This window comes from Aeromicrobium erythreum (genome assembly GCF_001509405.1).
Taxonomy (GTDB): Bacteria; Actinomycetota; Actinomycetes; order Propionibacteriales; family Nocardioidaceae; genus Aeromicrobium; species Aeromicrobium erythreum.
The window spans coordinates 2,874,364-2,897,199 of the sequence record NZ_CP011502.1 but is presented as its reverse complement, the minus strand read 5'-3'; the positions used below and the strand labels follow the sequence as shown (position 1 = coordinate 2,897,199).

Genomic DNA, 22,836 nt, shown 5'->3' with positions numbered 1-22,836 from the left:
AAACGTCCGCTCGCGCGCGGTGGACGGCGGGTGGTCTCAGGAGCCGGCGACGACGCGTCCGCGCACCTCGCCGAGCGGCACCCGCCGGCCGGCCGGGCCGGGTGCCGTCGCGCTGACGGTCACCTCGTCGCCGTCGTGCAGGAACGCGCGGGTCGAGCCGTCGCCCAGCACGATCGGCTCGGCGCCGTTCGCGGTGAGCTCGATGAGCGCGCCGCCCTCCCCGCGTGCCGGGCCGCTCACGGTGCCCGACGCGAACAGGTCGCCCGGGCGCACCGCCGCACCGTTGACGCACGAGTGCGCGAGCATCTGCGCCGGGGTCCAGTACATCGCGCGGTACGGCGGCCGCGACACGACCTCGTCGCCGATCCGCACCTCGAGCGCGAGGTCGAGCGCACCTGCCGGCGCCGACGTGTCGTCGAGGTAGGGCAGCAACGGGACGTCGCGCGGTGGCGGCGCCGTCCGGGCGTGCCGCAGCGCGTCCATCGGGACGACCCAGGCCGAGACCGACGTCGCGAACGACTTGCCGAGGAACGGCCCGAGCGGCACGTACTCCCACGCCTGCAGGTCGCGCGCCGACCAGTCGTTCACCAGCACCACGCCGAACAGCCGGTCCTCGGCCTCGGCCAGCGTGAGCGGGCCACGGGTGGCCGGCCCGCCGACGACGAACCCGACCTCGGCCTCGAGGTCGAGCCGTGTCGAGGGACCGAACGTCACCGCGCCGTCGGGCTCGCGACGTTGGCCGCCCGGCCGGCGGACGTCGGTGCCCGAGACGACGACGCTGCCCGCACGTCCGTGGTAGCCGATCGGCAGGTGCTTCCAGGCCGCCGGCAGCGGGTCGGTGCCGGGGCGGAACAGCCGGCCGACGGCGGCGGCGTGGTGCTCGGAGGCGTAGAAGTCGACGTAGTCGCGCACCGTCCACGGCAGGTACAGCGTCACGTCGTCCGCTGGCACGAGCGGAAGGTCGTCGGTCTGCGTGCCCACCAGGTCGGCGACCGCCCGACGCACCTGGTCGCGGCGGTCGGGGCCGTGCGCCAGCAGCGCGTCGAGCGTCCCGTCGGCCACCTCGTCGGCGAGCCACGGGAGCGCCGCGCCGGCGTCGAGCACCGAGCGTCCCACGCCGACCCCGACCCGGCGCGGGCCGTCGTCGACGCTGAACGAGCACCAGGGCAGCGTCGTCGTGCCCCAGTCCGGTGCCGCCGACGTCATCGCGACCAGGAGCGGTGGTAGACGCCGTCGTCGACCGCGCGCCCGCCCTCGCCCAGCTCGAGCGGGCGGAACGTGTCGACCATGACGGCCAGCTCGTCGAAGGACTCCGCGCCGAGGCTCGCCTCGATCGCCGCAGGGACCGGACCGTGGGAGTGCCCACCCGGGTGCACGCTGACCGAGCCCTTGCCGATGCCGGAGCCCTTGCGTGCCTCGTAGTCGCCGTCGACGTAGAACATGATCTCGTCGCTGTCGACGTTCGCGTGGTAATACGGCACGGGGATCGCGAGCGGGTGGTAGTCGACCTTGCGGGGCACGAAGTTGCAGACCACGAAGCTGTTCCCCTCGAAGACCTGGTGCACCGGCGGAGGCTGGTGGATGCGGCCCGTGATCGGCTCGAAGTCGTGCACGCTGAGCGCGTAGGGGTACAGGCACCCGTCCCAGCCGACGACGTCGAACGGGTGCTCCGGCACCACGTGCACGGTGCCCGCGAGGCCTCCGGGCCCCCTGCCGCGGTGCTTCACGAGCACCTCGACCTCGGTCTCCTCGCGGACCTCGGGCTCGCCCGGGCCGCGCAGGTCGCGCTCGCAGTAGGGCGCGTGCTCCAGCAGCTGGCCGTAGCGCGACAGGTACCGCTTCGGTGGCGCCACGTGGCCGTTCGCCTCGATGCAGTAGAGACGGGTCGGGGTCCCCACGACGTAGCGGTGCGTCGTCGCCCGCGGGACCACGAGGTAGTCACCGGGGCCGTAGGGGAGGTGGCCGAAGACGGTCTCGAGCACGCCCGTGCCGGCCTCGACGAACACGATCTCGTCGCCCGTGGCGTTGCGGTACAGCGGCGACGTCGCGCCCGCCACCACGTAGGAGATCCGCACGTCCCCGTTGGCCAGCACCAGGCGTCGGTGCTCGACCGGGTTCGACTCCTTCGCCGCCCACGGCCCGGCACCCCCGCCGGCGGTGCCGGCCGGGTCGTCGGTGAAGAGGTCGTGCAGACGCAGGTGCCGGGGGAGCAGCGGCTCGTTGGGCGTCGTCGCCTGGTCGGGCAGCTCCCACCGGCGCGCCTCGAGCACCGCCGACGGCACGCCCACGTGGTAGAGCAGCGAGGAGTCGGAGCTGAAGCCCTCCTCGCCCATCAGCTCCTCGCGGTAGAGCCGGCCGTCGGGGTCGCGGTGCTGGGTGTGCCGCTTCGGCGGCACCGACCCGGCACGCCGGTAGTGGGCCATCAGAAGTTCCCGCGCTTGGCCTGCTCGCGCTCGATCGCCTCGAACAGCGCCTGGAAGTTGCCCTTGCCGAAGCCGAGCGAGCCATGCCGCTCGATCAGCTCGAAGAACACGGTCGGCCGGTCGCCTACGGGCTTCGTGAAGATCTGCAGCAGGTAGCCGTCCTCGTCGCGGTCGACCAGGATGCCGCGACGCTGCAGCTCCTCGATCGGCACCCGCACCTCGCCGATGCGGGCCCGCAGCTCCGGGTCGGTGTAGTAGCTGTCGGGCGTCGCCAGGAACTCCACGCCACGCTCGCGCAGCGCGTCGACGGCGGCCAGGATGTCGGCCGTCGCGAGCGCGAGGTGCTGCGCGCCGGGCCCGCGGTAGAACTCGAGGTACTCGTCGATCTGCGACCTCTTCTTCGCGATCGCCGGCTCGTTGAGCGGGAACTTCACCCGGTGGTTGCCGCTCGCCACGACCTTGCTCATCAGCGCCGAGTAGTCGGTGGCGATGTCGTCGCCGATGAACTCGGCCATGTTCGTGAAGCCCATGACGCGGTGGTAGAAGTCGACCCACTCGTCCATGTGACCCAGCTCGACGTTGCCGACGACGTGGTCGAGCGCCTGGAACACGGAGCTGTACTGCCGCCCACGGCCCGGCACCCCCGCCGTGCCCTCCTGCCGCCCACGGCCCGAGGCGCTGGTACGGCGCTCGACGAAGCCGGGCAGGTACGGACCGGAGTACCGGCTGCGGTCGACGAGCGTGTGCCGCGTGTCGCCGTAGGTGGCGATCGCTGCGCGCCGGACGATGCCGTGCTCGTCGGACACGTCGTGCGGCTCCTCGAGCACCGTGGCGCCCTGCGACCGCGCGTGCTCGACGCAACGGTCGACGTCGGGGACCTCGAGGGCGATGTCGACGACGCCGTCGCCGTGCACGCGGTGGTGGTCGGCGATCGCCGAGTCGGGGTCGACCGCACCGCACAGCACGAACCGGACGGCGCCGCCCTGCAGCACGTAGGCGTGGTGGTCGCGGTTGCCGGTCTCGGGGCCGGAGTAGGCGACGACCTCCATGCCGTAGACGTTCTCGTAGTAGCCGGCGGCCTGCGTGGCGTTGCCGACGGCCCACACGACGGCGTCCCAGCCGGTGACGGGGAACGGGTCGTGCGAGGCGTCGTACTCGACCAGGCCCACGAGCTGGCGGAGCTGGTCGAGGTCGAGCTCGGCGAGCCGCTCGCTGCCGGTCAGGGCGGTCGTCTGGTCGGTCGTCGGGGCGTGCGTCGGCGTCGTCGTCATGTGCCCCAGGTCACCTGCTGGGCCGCGTCTTGGCAACCTGCCCGTCTCGTCCTGGTCAGGTCGGCCACCTCTGCCGAGTAGGGTGGCAGTGAACTAGTCGATCTGCCCAGGAGTCGCCGTGGATGCTCTCGACCTCGCCCTCGTCGAAGCGCTGCGTGATCACCCGCGCGCCGGTGACCTCGAGCTGTCGCGGGTCGTCGGCGTCGCCCGTGCGACGGTGCAGTCACGGCTGGCGAAGATGGAGGCGTCGGGCGTCATCACGGGCTACGGCCCCGACGTCGACCTCGCCGCCGCCGGCCACACCGTCCTCGCCTTCGCGACGCTGGAGATCGCGCAGGGCCGCCTCGACGACGTGCGCGCCGAGCTCGAGTCGCTGCCGAACGTGCTCGAGGCCTACGTCACGAGCGGCACCGCCGACGTGGTCTGCAAGATCGCCGCGTCGTCGCACGCCGACCTGCAGGACGTGCTCCTCCACATGAGCACCTCGGGCTCGATCGTCCGCTCCACGAGCATCGTCGTGCTCAGCGAGCTCGTCGCCCCCCGCGTCCTCCCCGTCCTCGCCCGCGACGTCCAGACCGGCGGCCGCGCCCCCCGCTACCGCTGACCGCCCGGCGCGGTTTACCACGGTCCCGTGGTAGACCCCGTCCCCCCGAGGCAAGCTTCCCGAGGGAGGACGACGTTTACCACGGGACCGTGGTAAACCGTCAGGCGCGCAGCGACCCGAGCCGACGCACGGCCTCGTCGATCACGTCGGCACGCTTGCAGAACGCCCACCGCACGTAGGGGCGGCCGGGGTTGTCCTCGAGCGGGGTGTCGGGGTCGTGGAAGACCTGGTGGGGGACGGCAACGACACCGGCGAGCTCGGGCAGCCGCAGGCAGAAGTCGAGGCCGTCCTCGAAGCCGAGCGGGCGGATGTCGGTGGACGCGAAGTACGTGCCGTCGGGCACGACGACGCCCAGCCCGACGTCGGCCAACCCCGCGCAGAGCCGGTCGCGACGTTCGCGCATCCCCGCGCGGAAGTCCGCGAAGTAGTCGTCGTCGAGCCGCAGGGCCGCGGCGACGGCAGGCTGCAGCGGCGAGCCCGACGTGAAGGTCAGGAACTGCTTGGCGCCGAGCACCGACGCGACGAGGGCCGCCGGTCCGCTCGCCCACCCGACCTTCCAGCCCGTGAAGGAGAACGTCTTGCCGCCGCTGGAGATCGTGAGCGTCCGCTCCCACATGCCCGGCAGCGTCGCGATCGGCACGTGCGGGACGTCGAAGGTCAGGTGCTCGTACACCTCGTCGCTGATGACGACGAGGTCGTGCTCGCGGGCCACCTGCGCGACGGCCGCGAGCTCGTCGGCGGTCAGCACGGTGCCGGTCGGGTTGTGCGGCGTGTTCAGCAGGATCGCCGTCGTCCGCGGCGTCACCGCGGCGCGCAGCTCGTCGAGCGGGAGCCGGAAGTCGGGGGCGCGCAGCGTCACGGGTCGACGCACCGCGCCGGCCATCTGGAGCACCGCCACGTAGGAGTCGTAGTACGGCTCGAGGACGATGACCTCGTCGCCCGGCTCGACGATGCCCAGCACCGCGGCCGCGATCGCCTCGGTGGCGCCCGTCGTCACGACGACCTCGGTGTCGGGATCGACGTCGAGGCCGTACCAGCGGCGCTGGTGCTCGGCCACCGCCTCGCGCAGGACGGGCACGCCGACCCCCGGCGCGTACTGGTTCGCGCCGCCGCGCAGTGCCTCGACCGCCGCCTCGCGCACGACGTCGGGCCCGTCGGAGTCGGGGAAGCCCTGACCCAGGTTCACGGCGCCCGTCGCAGCGGCGAGCGCGCTCATCCGCGCGAAGATCGTGGTGCCCAGGCCGTCGATCCGGCTGCTCTGCGTCCTCATCCCTCGCGACCCTACGCGCCCGCGGGACGGCGAGCCCGGCACCACTTGACGCGTTTCCCTGACGGCCTGGGACTTTGGTCCCATGATGGTGGGTGGGTCGAGGGAGCGGCCCGCGGACCGGGGGGAGCCGGTCCGGGCCGGACGTCCTCGACGTCCGCGGGAGAGGGGGACCATGGCCACGCGCATCTCGGCGTCGGTGCGGCCGTACACGCTGACCGAGCGCGACCGTCACCTCGTGACGCGCTTCTCCTTCGGCGTCGACGAGCAGCTCACCGCCGCCGTACGCGCGGTCGGGGGCGCCGAGCGGTGGTTCGCGACGCAGCTGACCCCGACGTCGGTCGCCGACCCGTCCGCCACCGTGCACACCTGGTGGCCGCGGCTCGGGCACACGCCCGCGAGGGCATGGGCGGAGGTCAAGTCCGGACGGTCGGGCGCCTGGCAGTACGGCTTCGACCTCGCGCAGTACTCGATGGTGCAGAAGATCCTCACGCGCCGTCAGCTGCAGGAGGTGCTGCACGACGTGTGGTCGAACCTGCTGTACGTGCCGGTCGGCCACGACCGCAGCTTCCCGTGGCGCTTCCACTACGACCAGACCCTGCGCGGCCTCGCCCTGACGAGCTACCGGCAGCTGCTGCGCGCGGCGGTCGTGCACCCGGCCATGTCGGGCTGGCTCAACAACGACCTCAACACCAAGCGGGGCATCAACGAGAACCTCGGCCGCGAGCTCCTCGAGCTGTACACGGTCGGGCGCGCGTCGGGCTACACCGAGGACGACGTCAAGGACTCCGCCCGTCTGCTCACGGGTCACAAGGTCAAGGTGTTCGACACCTTCGCGGCCTCGTACGCGCCCGAGGACCACTGGACGGGTCGCGTGCGCGTGCTCGGCTTCACCCACGCGAACGCCGCCGCCGACGGTCGACCGGCGCTGGCGGCCTACCTCGACCACCTGGCGCTGCACCCCGCCACCGCCGAGCGGGTGGCACGCCGGCTGTGCGTGCGGCTCGTCGGCGACGACCCGTCGCCGTCGCTCGTGCGCAGCGTGACGGCCGCCTACCGCTCCTCGCGCAGCGACGTCCGCGCGACGCTCAAGGCGCTGCGGACCCATCCGGAGTTCCTCGCGGCCCGGCGCCGCACGCTGCGGGCGCCGGTCGAGGACGTCGTGGCGTCGGTGCGGGCGCTCGGCATCCGGCCGGTGCGCTTCCGGGGCACGGACGCGTTCCCCGCCAACCTCGTGTGGGCCGCGGGCCGCCTCGGCCAGGAGCCCTACGGGTGGCCGCGCCCCGACGGCTACCCGGAGGGGTCCACGACGTGGGCGTCGCCGTCGCGCATGCTCGGCGCCTGGAACCAGCACTACAGCCTGGCGGGGCGCTGGAACTCCGCCGACGGGCAGGCGTTCCCCGCTCCCGCGTCGGTGCTCCCGACCGCCTTCCCGCGCACGCTCGCCGAGATCGTCGACCACCAGTCGCTGCTGCTGGTGGGGCGGCCCGCCGACGCCACCACCCAGGCCGCGGTCGCGACCATGCTCAACCGCGCCTCGGGGTCGGTCTACAAGACCGTGGCCGACGTGTCGGGCTGGCACCTCACGCTCATCCGCGGCACCGTGCTCAACACCCCGGAGGGGATGCTGCGATGACCGGCACCGACGACTGCGGGTGCGCCGACTACGGCCTCACCCGACGCTCGCTGCTCGCCTCCGGCGCGGCCCTCGGGCTCGGCGGGGTCGTCACGTCGATGGTCGGCGACGTCCTGACGTCGGCCGTCTACGGCGCCACGGGCGGGAACGTCCTCGTCGTCCTGTCGCTGCGCGGCGGGGCGGACGGCCTGTCGATGGTGGTGCCGCACGCGGAGGCGGCCTACCACGCCGCCCGCCCGACCACGGCGCTCAAGGCCACCGAGCTGCTGCACGCCGACGCCACGTTCGGCCTGCACCCGAAGTTCGCGCCGGTGTCGCGCTGGTGGCAGGCCGGCAGCCTCGCCGCGGTGCACGCCGTCGGGCTCCCGGCCCCCAACCGCAGCCACTTCGAGGCCATGGAGGAGCTCGAGGACGCCGACCCCGGCAGCAGCGCACGCGTCGGCTGGATCAACCGCATGATCACCGGGCTCGGCGCGCAGCCCGACGTGCTCGACGCGATGCAGCTCGGCAGCACGACCATGCCGACGTCGCTGCTCGGTCCCGCGCCGGCCGTCGCCACCGAGACGGTCGACGACCTCGGCCTGCCGTTCGCCGACGACGCTCGGCTCAGTGGCGCGCTGGGCAGCTTCCTGCAGACGACCTACGGCCGCCGTGGCGGCGTCGTCGGCTCCGCCGGCCTCGACGCGTACGCCCTGTCCCGACGCACCCGCAGCATCGCCGACGCCGCCCGCAGACCGCCCGCCAACGGTGCGCGCTACGCCTCCGGCGACACGGGCCGCGCCATGGCGCACGCCGCCGGCCTCGTCACGTCGGGCCTCGGCGTGCGCGCCATCGCCATCGACGCCGGCGGGTGGGACCACCACATCGGCCTGCGCTGGAACGTGGCCTCCCGCATCGAGGAGCTCGCCACGAACCTCGCCGCGTTCTTCACCGACCTCGGTCCGGCGGCCGACCGCGTCACGCTCCTGACGATGAGCGAGTTCGGACGTCGGCTGCGCGAGAACGGCGCCAACGGCGTCGACCACGGGTACGGCAGCTGCGTCCTGCTCATGGGCGCGGGCGTCAAGGGCGGTCGGGTGCACGCCCGGTGGCCGGGTCTCGGCACGGAGCAGCAGGTCGACGGCGACCTCGCCGTCACCACCGACTACCGCGACGTCGTGGCCGAGGTGCTGCGCTCGCGCTTCCCGGAGGTCGACGTCTCCGGCGTGTTCCCGGGGCTCGTGCAGCGTCCGCTCGGCGTCATGGCCTGAGCATGAAACTGCCCCGCCGTTCTCGGGGGGTGAAACGGCGGGGCAGCGACTTCACTATAGGCACGCGTCCGGAGCGTCTCCACCGGAACGGCCAGAAATCTCCGGACGCAGGCTGAGATGTGGGTCACATCGACGATCGGGCGGGAGCTCAGGACGGGGATGACACAATCTCCGACATGAGCTCCGCGGCCGCGTCCCACTCCGCCCCTGGCGGTGGACGTCGGGGTCCGCGGCGCCGGTTCTCGGTCGTCGGGGCGATCGGCCTCGTCCTCGTGCTCGCCGGGCTGAGCGTGCTCGGCTACGTCGCCTGGCAGTACTGGGGCACCAACATCGTCTCCAAGCAGCAGCAGGCCCAGGTGCGCGAGGCGATCTCCGAGGACTGGAAGAACGGCACCGACGGCAAGAACATCGGTCTGCTGCGCGTGCCCCGCTTCGGCAAGGACTACGAGGTCCCCATCGTCAAGGGCTTCGACCCCGGCTCGCTCGCCAAGGGCGTCGGCTTCTACCCCAAGGGCGACCTGCCGGGCGAGCTCGGCAACTTCGCGATCGCCGGCCACCGGGTCACGCACGGCGAGCCGTTCCGCGACTTCCTCAAGCTGCGCAAGGGCGACAAGGTGTACGTCGAGACGCGCACGGCCGTCTTCACCTACGTCCTGCGCAACGCGGGCGACTCGATCACGGTCGACTTCACCGAGGGCTGGCCGCTGCAGCAGGTGCCCGACCCTGCGTTGCGCGGCGAGCCGCCCACCAAGAGCGTCCTCACCATGCTCACCTGCTCGGAGCTGTTCCACACCGACAACCGCAACGTCGTGGTCGGCGACCTCGTCCGCATCGTCGACAAGTCGGACCCGGAGCGAAAGATCCCCCTCCCCAGCGCCTAGGAGCCCCTGCCCCGATGCACGACTACCAGCGCGCGTTCGTCGAGTTCGCGATCGGTCACGACGTCCTGCGCTTCGGCTCGTTCACGCTGAAGTCGGGCCGCACGTCGCCCTACTTCTTCAACGCGGGCGGCTTCGACACTGGCGCCCGCCTCGCCGGCCTCGGCCGCTTCTACGCCGCGGCGATCACCGAGCGGGCCCCCGCGTTCGACGTCCTGCTCGGCCCCGCCTACAAGGGCATCCCGATCGCGGCGGCCACCGCCGTGCAGCTCGCCGAGGCGCACGACCGCGACGTCCCCTGGAGCTTCAACCGCAAGGAGGCGAAGGACCACGGCGAGGGCGGTGTCGTGGTCGGCGCCCCGCTGCGCGGCCGGGTGCTGCTCGTCGACGACGTCATCACCTCGGGCAAGGCGATCCGCGAGGTCGTGCCGATCGTGGAGGACGCCGGCGCCGAGCTGGCCGGCATCGTCGTCGCCGTCGACCGCCAGGAGCGCGGCACCGGCGAGCTGTCGGCGGTCGATGAGGTGCGCCGCGACCTCGGCGTCCCGGTCGAGGCGATCGTGACCTTCGACCACGTCATCGAGTACCTCGAGGAGTCCGGCCGGCACGACGAGCACCTGCAGGCGGCCCGGGCGTACCGCGACCAGTACGGCGCGTGAGCGAGCAGCGCGAGCGCACCGACGAGGTCGGCGTCGGCCCCTGGGTCGGGCCCGTCCCCGACGACCCCCGTCTCGACCCCGCGCTGCTCGCCGACGGCGACCGCCGCAACGTCGTCGACCGCTACCGGTACTGGACGGTCGACGCGATCGTCGCCGACCTGGACACCCGACGTCACCCGCTGCACGTGGCCGTCGAGAACTGGCAGCACGACTTCAACATCGGCTCCGTCGTGCGCACCGCGAACGCGTTCAACGTCGCGGCCGTCCACGTCGTCGGCCGGCGTCGGTGGAACCGCCGGGGCGCGATGGTCACCGACCGCTACCTCCACGTCGAGCACCACGCCGACGCCGCCGCCCTCGCCGCCTGGGCGGCGACGCGTGGTCTGCCGCTGCTCGGCGTCGACAACCTGCCCGGAGCGGTGCCGCTCGAGACGACCTCGCTGCCGCGCGCCTGCGTCCTGCTCTTCGGCCAGGAGGGCCCCGGGCTGAGCGACGCTGCCCGCGAGGCCTGCGCCACCACCCTCTCCATCGCCCAGTTCGGCTCGACCCGCTCGATCAACGCCGGAGCGGCCGCCGCCATCGCCATGCACGCCTGGATCCGAGAGCACGCCGAGGAGTCGCCGTGACCGCCCCCACCGTCTCGTCCGTCCGTCTCGACGCCGTCGACCCCGACGACCCGCGCGCCCACGCCGCGCTCACGTCGTACCTGGGCGAGGTCGACGCCACCCTCGCGGACGGCTACGCGCCGGGGCCCGACGACCTCGACCCCTACCGCGCGCCGACGGGCGTCTTCCTGCTCGCCACGGCCGGAGGCGGGGCGCTCGACGGCGAGGTGCTCGGCTGCGGGGCGCTGCGCGACCTCGGCGATGGGTCGGCCGAGGTGAAGCGCATGTGGGTCGACGCGCGGGCGCGCGGCACCGGCCTGGGTCGTCGCCTGCTGGCCGCCCTCGAGGAGCATGCCCGCGGCCTCGGCTACCAGCGGGTGCGGCTCGACACCAACGACCAGCTCGTCGCCGCGCTCGCGCTGTACCGCTCCGCCGGGTACGCGGAGGTCGAGCGCTACAACGACAACCCGCACGCCCGCCACTGGTTCGAGAAGGCGTTCGAGACTGCGGACCGCGACGAGCGACCTTAGGCTCGAGCCATGAGTCGCGTCGTCGTCGTCGGGGGTGACGCGGCCGGGATGACCAGCGCGTCGGCCGTCCACCGCCTCCTCCCCGACGTGGAGGTCGTGGTCCTCGAGCGCGGCCACCACACCTCCTACTCCGCGTGCGGCGTGCCGTACTGGGTCGCCGGCGAGATCGACGGCCCGGACGGCCTCGTGGCCCGCTCGCCCGAGGAGCACCGCGAGCGCGGCATCGACGTGCGCCTCGGCAGCGAGGTGCTCGCCGTCGACGTCGACGCCCACGAGGTGCGCTACCGCGACCTGGCGGGGGAGCACACGCTCGGCTACGACCGGCTCGTCGTCGCCACGGGGGCCGGCTCGATCCGGCCGGACCTGCCCGGCGTCCACGCGCCCGGCGTGATGAGCGTCAAGGACCTCGTCGACGGCCAGCAGGTCATCGACCGCATCCACGCCGGCGCCCGACGCGCCGTCGTCGTCGGCAGCGGCTACATCGGCATCGAGATGGCCGAGGCCTGCCTGGCACGCGGACTCGACGTGACGGTCGTCGAGCGCGAGTCGACGCCGCTGCCCATCGTCGAGGACGAGATCGGCGAGGTCATCGCCGACGCCATGCGCGAGAAGGGTGCGCACATGGTCACCGAGGCCGCGGTCACCGGCTTCGACGTCGGCGACGACGGTGCCGTGACCGCCGTCCGCACCGACGAGGACACGTTCCCGGCCGACCTGGTGGTGGCGGCCTTCGGCGTCGTGCCCCGCAGCGAGCTGCTCGCCGACGTCGCCGACCTCGGCGTGAAGGACGGCATCGTCACCGACGACCAGCAGCGGGTGCTCGCGCCCGACGGCTCGCTCGTCGCCGACGTGTGGTCGGCGGGCGACTGCGTCGTCACCCACGACCGGCTCACGTCGACCCGGATCCACCTGCCGCTCGGCACGCACGCGAACAAGCAGGGCATGGTCGCGGGCGAGTCGGTCGCGGCGTCGCTCGGCGCCGCGTGGTCGGGGCGGGTCTTCCCGGGCGTCGTGCAGACCGCGATCACGAAGTTCTGCGACCTCGAGATTGCCCGCGCCGGCCTCGGTCGCGCGCAGGCCGACGACGCCGGGCTCGACACGGTGAGTGCCGACGTCGAGACGACGACCGTCGCCGGCTACTACCCCGGCGCGGAGCCGATGACCCTCTGGGGCCTCGCCGAGCGCGGCACCCGTCGGCTGCTCGGCGTGCAGCTCGTCGGTCGCGGGGGAGCGGTGCGCATCGACACCGCCGCCATGGCCCTGTGGTCGGGGATGACCGTCGACGAGCTGGTGATGACCGACCTGTCGTACGCGCCGCCGTTCTCGTCGGTGTGGAGCCAGGTGCAGGTCCTCGCCCGTGCGCTCGTGAAGCAGCTCGACCAGTAGGCTGGGCGCACCGCCGTCCGGCCGCCCTGCAAGGAGACTCCATGCCCGTCGCCACCCCCGAGACCTACGCCGCGATGCTCGACAAGGCCAAGAGCGAGTCGTTCGCCTTCCCGGCCATCAACGTGTCGTCGTCGCAGACGCTCAACGCCGCCCTCGCCGGCTTCGCCGAGGCCGAGTCCGACGGCATCATCCAGGTCTCCACCGGCGGCGCCGACTACTTCTCGGGCCCCACCGTCAAGAACATGGTGTCCGGCTCGCTCGGGTTCGCCGCGTTCGCGCACGAGGTCGCCAAGAAGTACCCGATCAACGTCGCCCTGCACACCGACCACTGCCCGAAGGACAAGCTCGACGGCTTCGTCCGCCCGCTCATCGAGGCCTCCACCGAGCGCGTCAAGGGAGGCGGCCTGCCGTACTTCCAGTCGCACATGTGGGACGGCTCGGCCGTGCCGCTCGAGGAGAACCTCGTCATCGCGCAGGAGCTGCTCGCGAAGGCCGCCGCCGCGCACATCATCCTCGAGGTCGAGATCGGCGTCGTCGGCGGCGAGGAGGACGGCGTCGAGGGCGGCATGGGCGAGCACCTCTACACGACCCCCGAGGACGCACTGGCCACGGTCGAGGCGCTCGGTCTGGGCGAGAAGGGCCGCTACCTGACCGCGCTCACGTTCGGCAACGTGCACGGCGTGTACAAGCCGGGCAACGTCAAGCTGCGCCCCGAGGTGCTGAAGGCCGCGCAGGAGGCCGTCGCCGCCAAGTACGGCAAGGAGGACGCGTTCGACTTCGTCTTCCACGGCGGCTCCGGCTCCCTGCCCGAGGAGATCTCCGCCGCCGTCGACTACGGCGTCGTCAAGATGAACGTCGACACCGACACCCAGTACGCGTTCACCCGCCCCGTCGTCGACCACATGTTCAGCAACTACGACGGCGTGCTCAAGGTCGACGGCGAGGTCGGCAACAAGAAGGCCTACGACCCCCGCGCCTGGGGCAAGGCCGCCGAGGCCGGCATGTCCGCCCGCGTCGTCGAGGCCTGCCAGAACCTCCGCTCCGCCGGCACCACCCTCTGACGCAGCGCGCCCGCCGCAGCCCCGACCTCGCCGAGGTCGGGGCTGCGGTGCGTCGGGGGTCGGTGGTGCTGGTGCGTTGCCTGCGGGGTCGTGACCTTGCTGGTGCGCTGCCTGCGGGGGTCTCGTCGTGCTGGTGCGCTGCCTCGGCTTGCGCTGGGGGTGGTCTCCGCAAGGGCCTCGACCGGGCGGTTGGCGGCGGCGCTGGTCTGGGGTCTCGGGCTGTGGCCCGCGTGGGACGCAGGGATCTGCGTTGGTGGGTTGGAGTCCAAGGCTTCTGCGTTTGCTACGGGATCCCGTCGTGAACGCAGAAGTGTTCGTCCTTCGTCGCACGAAGGAAGAATCGTGGGTGCACTTTGGGGTGGGGAGGGCAGCGCTTCTCCCTTCTCGTGGCACGGTCCACGAGAAGGGAGAAGCGTTGCCACGTCTGACCCCGCCGGCGGTGGATCTACCACCTGTAGAGCGCTGACAAGGTGGCAGATCCACCGATGGCCCGCGCAAACGCAGAATCTTGCGTCCAACGCGGGCCACAGCCCGAGAACCCGACCCTCCGTCGCACCCAGCCGTCCGGTCGAGGCCCTTTCGCAGCGCAGGTCCACGAGAAGCCGCGCCGACGCAGCCCCACTCGAGCGAGAAGCCGCGCCAGCGCAGCCGCAGGTCGAGCGAGGAGCCCCCCGACGCACCCCCAGCCCGAGCCCACCAGCACGACGACCGCGACCGCGCACCCCGGAATTTGCCCGGGCTGGTGCCGGGAGGTACTGTTGAGTGCTGTGCCTGGATTGTCCAGGACGCTGCGCGCATCCCGCCACCTCGCACCAGTTCCGGCGGCGAGTGCAGCACGACTCAGAGTCCTTCTCGCCTGAAGAAAGAAGTTCGTAGTGCCCACGATCAACCAGTTGGTCCGCAAGGGTCGCCAGAGCAAGGTGACCAAGACCAGCACGCCGGCCCTCAAGGGCTCGCCGCAGCGCCGCGGTGTGTGCACCCGCGTGTACACCACCACGCCGAAGAAGCCGAACTCCGCGCTGCGCAAGGTTGCTCGCGTGCGCCTGTCCTCGGGCACCGAGGTCACGGCCTACATCCCCGGTGAGGGTCACAACCTCCAGGAGCACTCGATCGTGCTCGTGCGTGGTGGTCGTGTGAAGGACCTCCCGGGTGTGCGCTACAAGATCGTCCGCGGCTCCCTCGACACCCAGGGTGTCAAGGGTCGCAAGCAGGCTCGCAGCCGTTACGGCGCGAAGAAGGAGAAGAGCTGATGCCTCGCAAGGGCCCCGCGCCGAAGCGGATTCCCGAGACCGACCCGGTCTACAACAACCAGCTCGTCACGCAGCTGATCAACAAGATCCTCGTGGACGGCAAGAAGCAGACCGCGCAGCGCATCGTCTACACGGCGCTCGAGGGCACCCGCGACAAGTCCGGCACCGACCCGGTCGTCACGCTCAAGCGTGCGCTCGACAACGTCAAGCCGGCCCTGGAGGTCAAGTCCCGTCGTGTCGGCGGTGCGACCTACCAGGTCCCGATCGAGGTGCGCCCCGCGCGTCAGACCACTCTCGCGCTGCGCTGGCTGGTCAAGTACGCCGGCGAGCGTCGCGAGAAGACCATGGCCGAGCGCCTCATGAACGAGCTCCTCGACGCCAGCAACGGCCTCGGCGGCAGCGTCAAGAAGCGCGAGGACACGCACAAGATGGCCGAGGCCAACCGCGCCTTCGCCCACTACCGCTGGTGACCCCAGCAGCATCCATCTTCGACGTAAGGAACTGGTAGCTCACCGTGGCAACCGACATCACGACGGACCTCACCCGCGTCCGCAACATCGGCATCATGGCGCACATCGATGCCGGCAAGACCACCACCACCGAGCGGATCCTCTTCTACACGGGGATCACGTACAAGATCGGTGAGGTCCACGACGGTGGCGCCACCATGGACTGGATGGAGCAGGAGCAGGAGCGCGGCATCACGATCACGTCCGCCGCCACCACCTGCTGGTGGAAGGACCACCAGATCAACATCATCGACACCCCCGGGCACGTCGACTTCACGGTCGAGGTCGAGCGCTCGCTGCGCGTCCTCGACGGTGCCGTCGCCGTCTTCGACGGTGTCGCCGGTGTCGAGCCCCAGTCCGAGACCGTGTGGCGTCAGGCCGACAAGTACGGCGTGCCGCGCATGTGCTTCGTCAACAAGCTCGACCGCACGGGCGCCTCGTTCGACTTCTGCGTCAAGACCATCCGCGAGCGCCTCGGCGCCACGCCGCTGGTGCTGCAGATCCCGATCGGCGCCGAGAGCGACTTCCTCGGTGTCGTCGACCTCGTCGGCATGCGCGCGCTCACCTGGCGCGGCGAGACCACGATCGGTGAGGACTACACCGTCGAGGACATCCCCGCCGACCTGGCCGACGCCGCCGCCGAGGGTCGCGAGGCCCTGCTGGAGACGCTGTCCGACGTCGACGACGAGATCGCCGAGAAGTACCTCGAGGGCGAGGACATCTCCGTCGAGGAGCTGAAGGCGGCCATCCGTCGCGCGACGCTCGCGGCGCAGCTCAACCCGGTCCTGTGCGGCACGGCGTTCAAGAACAAGGGCGTCCAGCCCCTGCTCGACGCCGTCGTCGACTTCCTGCCGTCGCCGATCGACGTCGGTGACGTCAAGGGTCACGACGCGAAGGACGAGTCGGTCGAGGCCACCCGTCCGCCGTCGGAGGACGCGCCGTTCGCCGGTCTGGCGTTCAAGATCGCGACCGACCCGCACCTGGGCAAGCTGACCTTCGTGCGCGTCTACTCCGGTCGTCTGGAGGCGGGCACCCAGGTGCTCAACGTCACCAAGGGCCGCAAGGAGCGGATCGGCAAGGTCTACCAGATGCACGCCAACAAGCGTGAGGAGATCGCGTCGGTCGGCGCCGGCCAGATCGTGGCCGTCATGGGCCTCAAGGACACCACCACGGGCGAGACCCTGGCGGACTCGGCGAGCCCGATCGTCCTCGAGTCGATGACGTTCCCCGACCCGGTCATCCAGGTCGCCATCGAGCCGAAGACGAAGAGCGACCAGGAGAAGCTCGGCGTCGCGATCCAGAAGCTCGCCGAGGAGGACCCGACGTTCCAGGTCCACACCGACGAGGAGACCGGTCAGACGATCATCGCCGGCATGGGCGAGCTGCACCTCGACATCCTGGTCGACCGCATGAAGCGCGAGTTCAAGGTCGAGGCCAACGTCGGCAAGCCGCAGGTCGCGTACCGCGAGACCATCAAGCGCGCCGTCACCGGTCACAGCTACACGCACAAGAAGCAGACCGGTGGTTCGGGGCAGTTCGCCAAGGTCGTCATCGGCGTGGCCCCCAACGGCCCCGACGCCGGTGGCGAGGGCGGCTACGAGTTCGTCAACGAGGTCACCGGTGGCCGCGTGCCGAAGGAGTACATCCCCTCGGTCGACGCCGGTGGACAGGCGGCCATGGAGTTCGGCGTCCTCGCCGGCTACCCGATGGTCGACGTCAAGTTCACCCTCGAGGACGGCGCCTACCACGACGTCGACTCCAGCGAGCTGGCGTTCAAGCTGGCCGGCAACATGGCCTTCAAGGAGGCCGCGCGCAAGGCCGACCCGGCCCTGCTCGAGCCGATGTTCGCCGTCGAGGTCACGACGCCCGAGGACTACATGGGCGACGTGATCGGCGACCTCAACTCCCGCCGTGGACAGGTCCAGGCGATGGAGGAGGGCTACGGCGGAGCCAAGGTCATCAAGGCCCTGGTCCCGCTCTCGGAGATGTTCGGCTACGTGGGTGACCTGAGGTCCAAGACCTCCGGCCGTGCCTCGTACTCGATGCAGTTCGACTCCTACGCCGAGGTCCCCAAGGCCGTCGCGGAGGAGATCATCAAGAAGGCCCGCGGCGAGTAACCAACGGCGTCATCGGTAAGGTGGCCTAGGTCTCCCAGCGGGACCCGACGGCTTTCAGACCCAGCACCACATCAGACAGCGCAACACTCAACCCAGGAGGAGCCCACAGTGGCTAAGGCGAAGTTCGAGCGGACCAAGCCGCACATGAACATCGGCACCATCGGTCACATCGACCACGGTAAGACGACGCTGACCGCGGCGATCACCAAGGTGCTGCACGACAAGTACCCCGACCTGAACGAGGCCTCGGCCTTCGACCAGATCGACAAGGCTCCTGAGGAGCGTCAGCGCGGCATCACGATCTCGATCGCGCACGTGGAGTACCAGACGGAGAACCGTCACTACGCCCACGTCGACTGCCCCGGCCACGCCGACTACGTGAAGAACATGATCACGGGTGCGGCGCAGATGGACGGCGCGATCCTCGTGGTCGCCGCCACCGACGGCCCCATGCCGCAGACGCGTGAGCACGTCCTCCTGGCCCGCCAGGTCGGCGTCCCGGCCATGGTCGTCGCGCTCAACAAGTGCGACATGGTCGACGACGAGGAGATCCTGGAGCTCGTCGAGCTCGAGGTCCGTGAGCTCCTGTCGGACCAGGAGTTCGACGGCGACAACGTGCCCGTCGTCAAGGTCGCGGCCCACCCCGCGCTGCAGGGTGACGCCAAGTGGGGCGAGTCGATCCTCGAGCTCATGAACGCGGTCGACGAGTACATCCCGCTGCCCCCGCGTGAGACGGACAAGCCGTTCCTCATGCCGGTCGAGGACGTCTTCACGATCACCGGTCGTGGCACCGTCATCACCGGTCGTATCGAGCGCGGCATCATCAAGGTCAACGAGACCGTCGACATCGTCGGCATCCGTGAGACCAAGCAGACCACGACGGTCACCGGCATCGAGATGTTCCGCAAGCTCCTCGACGAGGGCCAGGCGGGCGAGAACGTCGGCCTCCTGCTCCGTGGTACGAAGCGCGAGGACGTCGAGCGCGGCATGGTCATCATCGCCCCCGGCTCGACCACCCCGCACACGGAGTTCGAGGGCCAGGTCTACATCCTGTCCAAGGAGGAGGGTGGCCGTCACACGCCGTTCTTCAACAACTACCGTCCGCAGTTCTACTTCCGGACCACGGACGTCACCGGCGTCGTCACGCTGCCCGAGGGCACCGAGATGGTCATGCCCGGCGACAACACCGAGATGAGCGTCCAGCTCATCCAGCCGATCGCCATGGAGGAGGGCCTGCGCTTCGCCATCCGCGAGGGCGGCCGTACCGTCGGCGCCGGCCGTGTCACCAAGATCAACAAGTGATCTGACGACACACCAGCACTGCTGAGCGAAGCCCCTCGGACCTTCGGGTCCGGGGGGCTTCGTCGTGCTGGCGAGGCAGTACGGCCCGCCCGTCCCCGGCGGGTCCGAGCCGCGGACGTCAGGTCAGGGAGTCGCCGTGGCCGATCAGCAAGGTGCGCAGCAGCGAGGCCAGCTGTCGTCGCTGGTCGACGTCCAGGGGGGCGAGGAGCGAGTCCTCGTTCTCGACGTGCGCGGGGAGCGCGGCGTCGACGAGGTCCCGACCGGCCGGGGTGAGCTGGACGTTGACGCTGCGTCGATTGGTCGGTTCGGTCGATCGCTGGATCAGACCCCGATCCTCGAGCCGGTTGAGTCGGTGCGAGACCGCGCCGGAGGTCACCATCGTGTGCGACGTGAGGCGACCGACCGGCAGTCGGTGGGGCGCCCCCGACCGGAGCAGGGTGGCCAGGACGTCGAACTCCCCGGGCTGGAGGTCGAACGTCGCCAGCCGCTTGGCGATGCGCCGGTCCAGGAGGGCTGCAGCACGACTCACCCTGCCGACCACCTGCATGGGGCTGACGTCGATCTCCGGCCGCTCGAGGCCCCACTGCTCCACCACGTCGTCCACGAGATCTCCCACGTCACGAGACTAACACTTGCTGTTCACTTCAATAGTTGAGCATTGAAAGGATGAGCGCTAAGGTATCCGGCGGGGGTGAGAGCCATGACCCGATCCACGCTCACGACACCACGCGCTGCACTGGCGATCCGGCGATCCGACGACCTGAAGGTCCCGATCCGTCTCGGAGAGGAGGTACGCGCGGCGCTGGACGACGGACGGCCGGTCGTCGCGCTCGAGACGAATGTGACCGCCAACGGCCTCCCGGGGCCTCGACGGGTCGCCGCAGGTCTGGAGTGCGAGCGTCGCGTCCGCGCTTCAGGAGCCGTGCCGGCGAGCCTGGCCGTCCTCGACGGAACGGTCGTGGTCGGGCTGGTCCAGCACGAGCACGAACGGCTCGCGGAGGGGGCGCGCAAGATCGGGAGCCGTGAGCTCGCCGCCACCGTGGCGAGCAGGGGGTCAGGCGCCACGACGATCTCCGCGGCCATGGCCGTAGCGGAGCTGACGGGCATCGACGTCGTTGCCTCCGCGGGACTCGGCGGAGTGCACCGGGACTACGGCGACACCATGGACGTGTCCGCCGACCTGCACCAGCTCGCGCGGTCGCGTGTCGTGGTCGTCTCGGCCGGGGTGAAGTCGGTGCTCGACATCGCGCGAACCCTGGAGTTCCTCGAGACCAGGGGCGTGCCCGTCATCGGGTACCGCTGCGACGACTTTCCTGCGTTCCTCTGCCGGTCCAGCGGTCTGCCCAACCCCCAGCGCATCGACGATCCGCAGGTGCTGGCCGACGCGATCCGTCTGCACCGGACGCTGCCGGGTACGGGCTCGGTCCTCGTGACCCATCCCATCGCGGTGGACGACGCGCTCGACGAGCAGGAGGTCGGTGCGGCCATCGAACGCGCGCTCGTTCGGGCCGCCGCCGAGGGCGTCCGGGGCGCGGCAGTGACGAACTTCCTCACCCGGGAGGTCGCCGCCGCGACCGTTGGTCGGTCCTCCGTCGCGAACGAGGCCGTCGTGCTGCAGGTCGCCGCCGTCGGCGCCGAGGTGGCCGCGGCACTCGCCGTGACCCCGCCGCGGCAGGCGCGATGACCACGCCGGCGCGCGCCTCGCTGACCGCGTCGGGCCACGTGGAGTGCGTGCTCTTCGACCTCGACGGCACGCTGCTCGACACGCCGCGAGCCATCGCCAGCGAGCTGGCGGCGGCCGTGGGCAACGCCACGGGGACTGCACTTTCTGAAGAGGCAGCGCGCCGCCTCATCGGCCTGCCGCTCGACGTGATGGTCGCTCGGCTCGCTCCCGGCGCGACGCTGCCGGAGCGTGCCGAGGCGGTCGCGGAGTACCGGCGCCGGTTCCGTGAGCGGATCGTGCCCGCGGCCGCGAGCCTGCTCTACCCGGGCGTCCTCGACGGCGTCGCGCAGTTGAAGGACGCCGGCCTGTCGCTGGCCGTCGTGACGAGCAAGTACCACGACAGCGCCGTCGCGATCCTCGACGCCGCCGGGATCTGCGATGCCTTCTCCGTCGTGGTCGGTGCGGACGACGTGCAGCACCCGAAGCCGCATGCTGAGCACGCCCTCCAGGCTCTCCGTGCCCTCGGCCGTGATGCCGACGTCAGTGTCGTGGTGGGCGACACCGCACACGACGTCCAGATGGCTCGGGCTGCGGGAATGCACTGCGTGGGCCTCGACCACGGAGTCGACCCGGCCGAGACCCTGTGGGCGGCGGGAGCTCACGACGTGCTGTCGCACCTCGACGCGCTGACCCTTCTCCTGCTCGACCACGCCCCGACGAGGACCTGACATGACCGTGGACCACCTGATCGCCCAGTCGACCCCCCACCCGCCCGCGGCTCTCGCCGGGACCCTCGTCGGATCGGCGGCCGTGCCCGACGCCGTCGCGGCGCTCCCGTTGCGACTTACCTGCTTGTCGCGGACTGCCGGCCTGGTGCACCTGCACGCGTCGGCCCGCGACCACACGGCCGAGCAGTCCGGGTTCGTGCGAGCCGCTCGCCGCATCATCCGGCTCGTGCTAGAGGAGGCCCTCGCGGTCCGACGGCACGAGCCGCACCTGGTGCGCACCCCGCTCGGGGCGACCTTCGCCGGCGCCACTCCCCGTGCGCCTCAGCTCACGGCGGTCTCGGTACCGCGTGCCGGCGACGCGATGGAGCACGAGCTGCGGGAGATCGTCCCGGACACCAGATTCGGCAAGATCCTGATCCAGCGCGATCCGGTGACCACGCAGCCGCAGCTGTTCTACGCGAAGCTTCCGCGACTGACCCGCGGACACGACGTCATCCTGCTGGACCCGATGATGGCCACGTCCGGCACGGTGCAGCTCGCGCTCAGCACCCTCCTGGATGCCGGTGTGCTGCTCGAGGACGTGATCCTCGCCAACGTCCTCACCTGCCCGTCGGCGCTAGAGCGACTGGCACAGGCAGCCCCCGGTCTGCGCGTCGTCACCAGCTTCGTGGACGAACGGCTCACCGACCAGGCATTCATGCACCCCGGCATCGGCGACTTCGGTGACCGCTTCTACGGCACGACCGCATGAGTGGGTTGGAGGTGCGTCCCGCGCCGTCGCCGCCGGCGCAGGCATCGCTCGTCGGCCTGACGCTGCTGGCGGCGATCGCGCCGCTCGTGTGGGGCACCACCTACGTCGTCACGACGGAGATGCTGCCGCCCGATCGTCCACTGACGGCAGGCTTCCTCCGCGCCGCGGTCGCGGGTCTGCTGTTGCTCGCGATCGCACCGGGCGTGCCACCTGTCGGTTGGCGACTGCGCACCGTGGTGCTGGGGGTGCTCAACATCGGAGCCTTCTTCCCGCTGCTGTTCATCAGCGCGTATCGACTCCCTGGTGGACTGGCCGCCGTCGTCGGATCGCTGCAGCCTCTCATCATCGCCGCGCTCACCGCGACGCTCGGTTGGCGACAGCCGCCCCGGCGGCAGGTGGCGCTCGCCGTGGTCGCGGCCGCCGGCGTGGCGCTCATGACCGTCACCTCGCGCACGACCGTCGACGCCTGGGGACTCACGGCAGCGATCGCCGGCACGGCGAGCATGGCGGTCGGGATCCTGCTCTCGAGCCGCTGGCGCCTCCCTGCCGGGTACCGCCCGCTCACGTGCACGGCATGGCAGCTCGTCGTCGGGGGCGTGGTGATCGCGCCCCTCGTGCCGTTCACCGACAGCGGCGCCCTCGTGCTCGACGGGGCGGCGGTCCTGGGCTACCTGTGGCTCGCTCTCGTCGGTGGTGCCATCGGGTACGGCGTCTGGCTGCACGGCGCGCGGCAGCTGCCGCCGGCAAGCACCGCGCTGCTGGGGATGCTCAGCCCGCTGATGGCCGCAGTGCTCGGCTGGGTCGTGCTCGGTCAGTCCCTCGATCCCCTGCAGTGCCTGGGCTTCGCGCTGGCCCTCGGCGGGGCTGCGTCGGGCCAGCTCGTCGGTCTGCGTGCGGCGCGCCGCGACCGCGGAGCCCACTGAGCCCGCCCCTTCCGACACCGTCG

The 22,836-nt window shown here is 71.3% G+C and carries 22 protein-coding genes; 17 read left to right on the top strand and 5 right to left on the bottom strand.

Translation table 11 applies throughout. The annotated features are described in order from the left end of the window. Nucleotides 1-36: 36 nt before the first annotated feature. The 3 genes from Aeryth_RS13775 to hppD are packed head-to-tail and all read right to left on the bottom strand — an operon-like array spanning nucleotide 37 to nucleotide 3,694. Complete coding sequence (locus tag Aeryth_RS13775; RefSeq protein WP_067859872.1) at nucleotides 37-1,206, bottom strand: fumarylacetoacetate hydrolase family protein; 1,170 nt, start codon at nucleotides 1,204-1,206, stop codon at nucleotides 37-39. Beyond that, complete coding sequence (locus Aeryth_RS13770) at nucleotides 1,203-2,423, bottom strand: homogentisate 1,2-dioxygenase (protein WP_067859870.1); 1,221 nt, start codon at nucleotides 2,421-2,423, stop codon at nucleotides 1,203-1,205. Before Aeryth_RS13770 ends, Aeryth_RS13775 begins: the two co-directional genes overlap by 4 nt. After that, a complete protein-coding gene (hppD, locus tag Aeryth_RS13765; RefSeq protein ID WP_067859867.1) occupies nucleotides 2,423-3,694 on the bottom strand; it encodes a 4-hydroxyphenylpyruvate dioxygenase in 1,272 nt (423 codons plus the stop codon). Before hppD ends, Aeryth_RS13770 begins: the two co-directional genes overlap by 1 nt. Before the next feature lie 118 nt (nucleotides 3,695-3,812). On the opposite strand from hppD, the gene Aeryth_RS13760 reads away from it, so the two are divergent. After that, entirely contained in the window at nucleotides 3,813-4,298 is a 486-nt protein-coding gene (locus Aeryth_RS13760) for an Lrp/AsnC family transcriptional regulator (protein ID WP_236749745.1), read from the top strand. Nucleotides 4,299-4,398: 100 nt separating this feature from the next. Here the strand turns inward: Aeryth_RS13760 and Aeryth_RS13755 are convergent, their stop codons facing one another. Further along, nucleotides 4,399-5,568 (bottom strand): pyridoxal phosphate-dependent aminotransferase, encoded by a 1,170-nt coding sequence (locus tag Aeryth_RS13755; protein ID WP_067859863.1) that lies wholly within the window; start codon nucleotides 5,566-5,568, stop codon nucleotides 4,399-4,401. Nucleotides 5,569-5,740: 172 nt separating this feature from the next. On the opposite strand from Aeryth_RS13755, the gene Aeryth_RS13750 reads away from it, so the two are divergent. The 12 genes from Aeryth_RS13750 (at nucleotide 5,741) to tuf (ending at nucleotide 18,748) form a co-directional block, all read left to right on the top strand. Then, a complete protein-coding gene (locus Aeryth_RS13750; RefSeq protein WP_067859860.1) occupies nucleotides 5,741-7,201 on the top strand; it encodes a DUF1800 domain-containing protein in 1,461 nt (486 codons plus the stop codon). Beyond that, nucleotides 7,198-8,451, top strand: coding sequence for a DUF1501 domain-containing protein (locus Aeryth_RS13745; RefSeq protein ID WP_067859858.1), 1,254 nt, complete (start codon nucleotides 7,198-7,200; stop codon nucleotides 8,449-8,451). The genes Aeryth_RS13750 and Aeryth_RS13745 overlap by 4 nt, the downstream gene beginning before the upstream one ends. 176 nt (nucleotides 8,452-8,627) lie before the next feature. Next, nucleotides 8,628-9,332, top strand: a complete 705-nt coding sequence (locus Aeryth_RS13740) for a class E sortase (protein ID WP_067859855.1) — start codon at nucleotides 8,628-8,630, stop codon at nucleotides 9,330-9,332. A 14-nt stretch (nucleotides 9,333-9,346) separates the two neighbouring features. Further along, nucleotides 9,347-9,988, top strand: coding sequence for an orotate phosphoribosyltransferase (pyrE, locus tag Aeryth_RS13735; protein WP_067859852.1), 642 nt, complete (start codon nucleotides 9,347-9,349; stop codon nucleotides 9,986-9,988). After that, entirely contained in the window at nucleotides 9,985-10,614 is a 630-nt protein-coding gene (locus Aeryth_RS13730; protein WP_067859849.1) for a TrmH family RNA methyltransferase, read from the top strand. The genes pyrE and Aeryth_RS13730 overlap by 4 nt, the downstream gene beginning before the upstream one ends. Next, nucleotides 10,611-11,123, top strand: a complete 513-nt coding sequence (locus tag Aeryth_RS13725) for a GNAT family N-acetyltransferase (RefSeq protein ID WP_067859846.1) — start codon at nucleotides 10,611-10,613, stop codon at nucleotides 11,121-11,123. The genes Aeryth_RS13730 and Aeryth_RS13725 overlap by 4 nt, the downstream gene beginning before the upstream one ends. Before the next feature lie 9 nt (nucleotides 11,124-11,132). Then, nucleotides 11,133-12,509: an FAD-dependent oxidoreductase gene (locus Aeryth_RS13720; protein ID WP_067859843.1), complete on the top strand. Its 1,377-nt coding sequence runs from the start codon at nucleotides 11,133-11,135 to the stop codon at nucleotides 12,507-12,509. A 41-nt stretch (nucleotides 12,510-12,550) separates the two neighbouring features. After that, on the top strand, nucleotides 12,551-13,570 hold the full coding sequence (fbaA, locus tag Aeryth_RS13715) for a class II fructose-bisphosphate aldolase (protein WP_067859840.1): 1,020 nt from the start codon (nucleotides 12,551-12,553) through the stop codon (nucleotides 13,568-13,570). A gap of 875 nt (nucleotides 13,571-14,445) precedes the next feature. After that, a complete protein-coding gene (rpsL, locus tag Aeryth_RS13710) occupies nucleotides 14,446-14,820 on the top strand; it encodes a 30S ribosomal protein S12 (protein WP_067859838.1) in 375 nt (124 codons plus the stop codon). Continuing rightward, nucleotides 14,820-15,290: a 30S ribosomal protein S7 gene (gene rpsG / locus Aeryth_RS13705; protein WP_067859836.1), complete on the top strand. Its 471-nt coding sequence runs from the start codon at nucleotides 14,820-14,822 to the stop codon at nucleotides 15,288-15,290. The genes rpsL and rpsG overlap by 1 nt, the downstream gene beginning before the upstream one ends. A 44-nt stretch (nucleotides 15,291-15,334) precedes the next feature. After that, a complete protein-coding gene (gene fusA, locus Aeryth_RS13700) occupies nucleotides 15,335-17,446 on the top strand; it encodes an elongation factor G (protein WP_067859834.1) in 2,112 nt (703 codons plus the stop codon). 108 nt (nucleotides 17,447-17,554) lie between these two features. Beyond that, nucleotides 17,555-18,748, top strand: coding sequence for an elongation factor Tu (tuf, locus tag Aeryth_RS13695; protein WP_067859832.1), 1,194 nt, complete (start codon nucleotides 17,555-17,557; stop codon nucleotides 18,746-18,748). Between the two features lie 118 nt (nucleotides 18,749-18,866). Here the strand turns inward: tuf and Aeryth_RS13690 are convergent, their stop codons facing one another. Continuing rightward, the gene (locus tag Aeryth_RS13690; protein ID WP_067859830.1) at nucleotides 18,867-19,364 is read right to left on the bottom strand and encodes a MarR family winged helix-turn-helix transcriptional regulator; all 498 of its coding nucleotides are present in this window, start codon (nucleotides 19,362-19,364) and stop codon (nucleotides 18,867-18,869) included. A gap of 84 nt (nucleotides 19,365-19,448) precedes the next feature. Here Aeryth_RS13690 and Aeryth_RS13685 point away from each other — a divergent pair, with 84 nt between their 5' ends. From Aeryth_RS13685 to Aeryth_RS13670, 4 genes are read left to right on the top strand one after another with little or no spacing between them, the layout of a single operon-like run. After that, nucleotides 19,449-20,432: a pseudouridine-5'-phosphate glycosidase gene (locus tag Aeryth_RS13685; protein WP_083516453.1), complete on the top strand. Its 984-nt coding sequence runs from the start codon at nucleotides 19,449-19,451 to the stop codon at nucleotides 20,430-20,432. Beyond that, on the top strand, nucleotides 20,429-21,139 hold the full coding sequence (locus Aeryth_RS13680; protein ID WP_067859828.1) for an HAD family hydrolase: 711 nt from the start codon (nucleotides 20,429-20,431) through the stop codon (nucleotides 21,137-21,139). Before Aeryth_RS13685 ends, Aeryth_RS13680 begins: the two co-directional genes overlap by 4 nt. A gap of 1 nt (nucleotide 21,140) precedes the next feature. Then, the gene (gene upp, locus Aeryth_RS13675) at nucleotides 21,141-21,890 is read left to right on the top strand and encodes a uracil phosphoribosyltransferase (protein ID WP_067859826.1); all 750 of its coding nucleotides are present in this window, start codon (nucleotides 21,141-21,143) and stop codon (nucleotides 21,888-21,890) included. Further along, nucleotides 21,887-22,813, top strand: a complete 927-nt coding sequence (locus Aeryth_RS13670) for an EamA family transporter (protein ID WP_083516452.1) — start codon at nucleotides 21,887-21,889, stop codon at nucleotides 22,811-22,813. The genes upp and Aeryth_RS13670 overlap by 4 nt, the downstream gene beginning before the upstream one ends. Nucleotides 22,814-22,836 lie beyond the last annotated feature (23 nt).

Excerpts from the sequence above, each read along its gene's own strand:
- fbaA (WP_067859840.1), top strand. The coding sequence starts at position 12,551 with ATGCCCGTCGCCACCCCCGAGACCTACGCCGCGATGCTCGACAAGGCC.
- pyrE (WP_067859852.1), top strand. The coding sequence starts at position 9,347 with ATGCACGACTACCAGCGCGCGTTCGTCGAGTTCGCGATCGGTCACGAC.
- hppD (WP_067859867.1), bottom strand. The coding sequence starts at position 3,694 with ATGACGACGACGCCGACGCACGCCCCGACGACCGACCAGACGACCGCC.
- Aeryth_RS13670 (WP_083516452.1), top strand. The coding sequence starts at position 21,887 with ATGAGTGGGTTGGAGGTGCGTCCCGCGCCGTCGCCGCCGGCGCAGGCA.
- rpsG (WP_067859836.1), top strand. The coding sequence starts at position 14,820 with ATGCCTCGCAAGGGCCCCGCGCCGAAGCGGATTCCCGAGACCGACCCG.
- Aeryth_RS13745 (WP_067859858.1), top strand. The coding sequence starts at position 7,198 with ATGACCGGCACCGACGACTGCGGGTGCGCCGACTACGGCCTCACCCGA.
- Aeryth_RS13740 (WP_067859855.1), top strand. The coding sequence starts at position 8,628 with ATGAGCTCCGCGGCCGCGTCCCACTCCGCCCCTGGCGGTGGACGTCGG.
- Aeryth_RS13750 (WP_067859860.1), top strand. The coding sequence starts at position 5,741 with ATGGCCACGCGCATCTCGGCGTCGGTGCGGCCGTACACGCTGACCGAG.
- upp (WP_067859826.1), top strand. The coding sequence starts at position 21,141 with ATGACCGTGGACCACCTGATCGCCCAGTCGACCCCCCACCCGCCCGCG.
- Aeryth_RS13720 (WP_067859843.1), top strand. The coding sequence starts at position 11,133 with ATGAGTCGCGTCGTCGTCGTCGGGGGTGACGCGGCCGGGATGACCAGC.
- Aeryth_RS13755 (WP_067859863.1), bottom strand. The coding sequence starts at position 5,568 with ATGAGGACGCAGAGCAGCCGGATCGACGGCCTGGGCACCACGATCTTC.
- Aeryth_RS13685 (WP_083516453.1), top strand. The coding sequence starts at position 19,449 with ATGACCCGATCCACGCTCACGACACCACGCGCTGCACTGGCGATCCGG.
- Aeryth_RS13680 (WP_067859828.1), top strand. The coding sequence starts at position 20,429 with ATGACCACGCCGGCGCGCGCCTCGCTGACCGCGTCGGGCCACGTGGAG.
- Aeryth_RS13770 (WP_067859870.1), bottom strand. The coding sequence starts at position 2,423 with ATGGCCCACTACCGGCGTGCCGGGTCGGTGCCGCCGAAGCGGCACACC.
- Aeryth_RS13775 (WP_067859872.1), bottom strand. The coding sequence starts at position 1,206 with ATGACGTCGGCGGCACCGGACTGGGGCACGACGACGCTGCCCTGGTGC.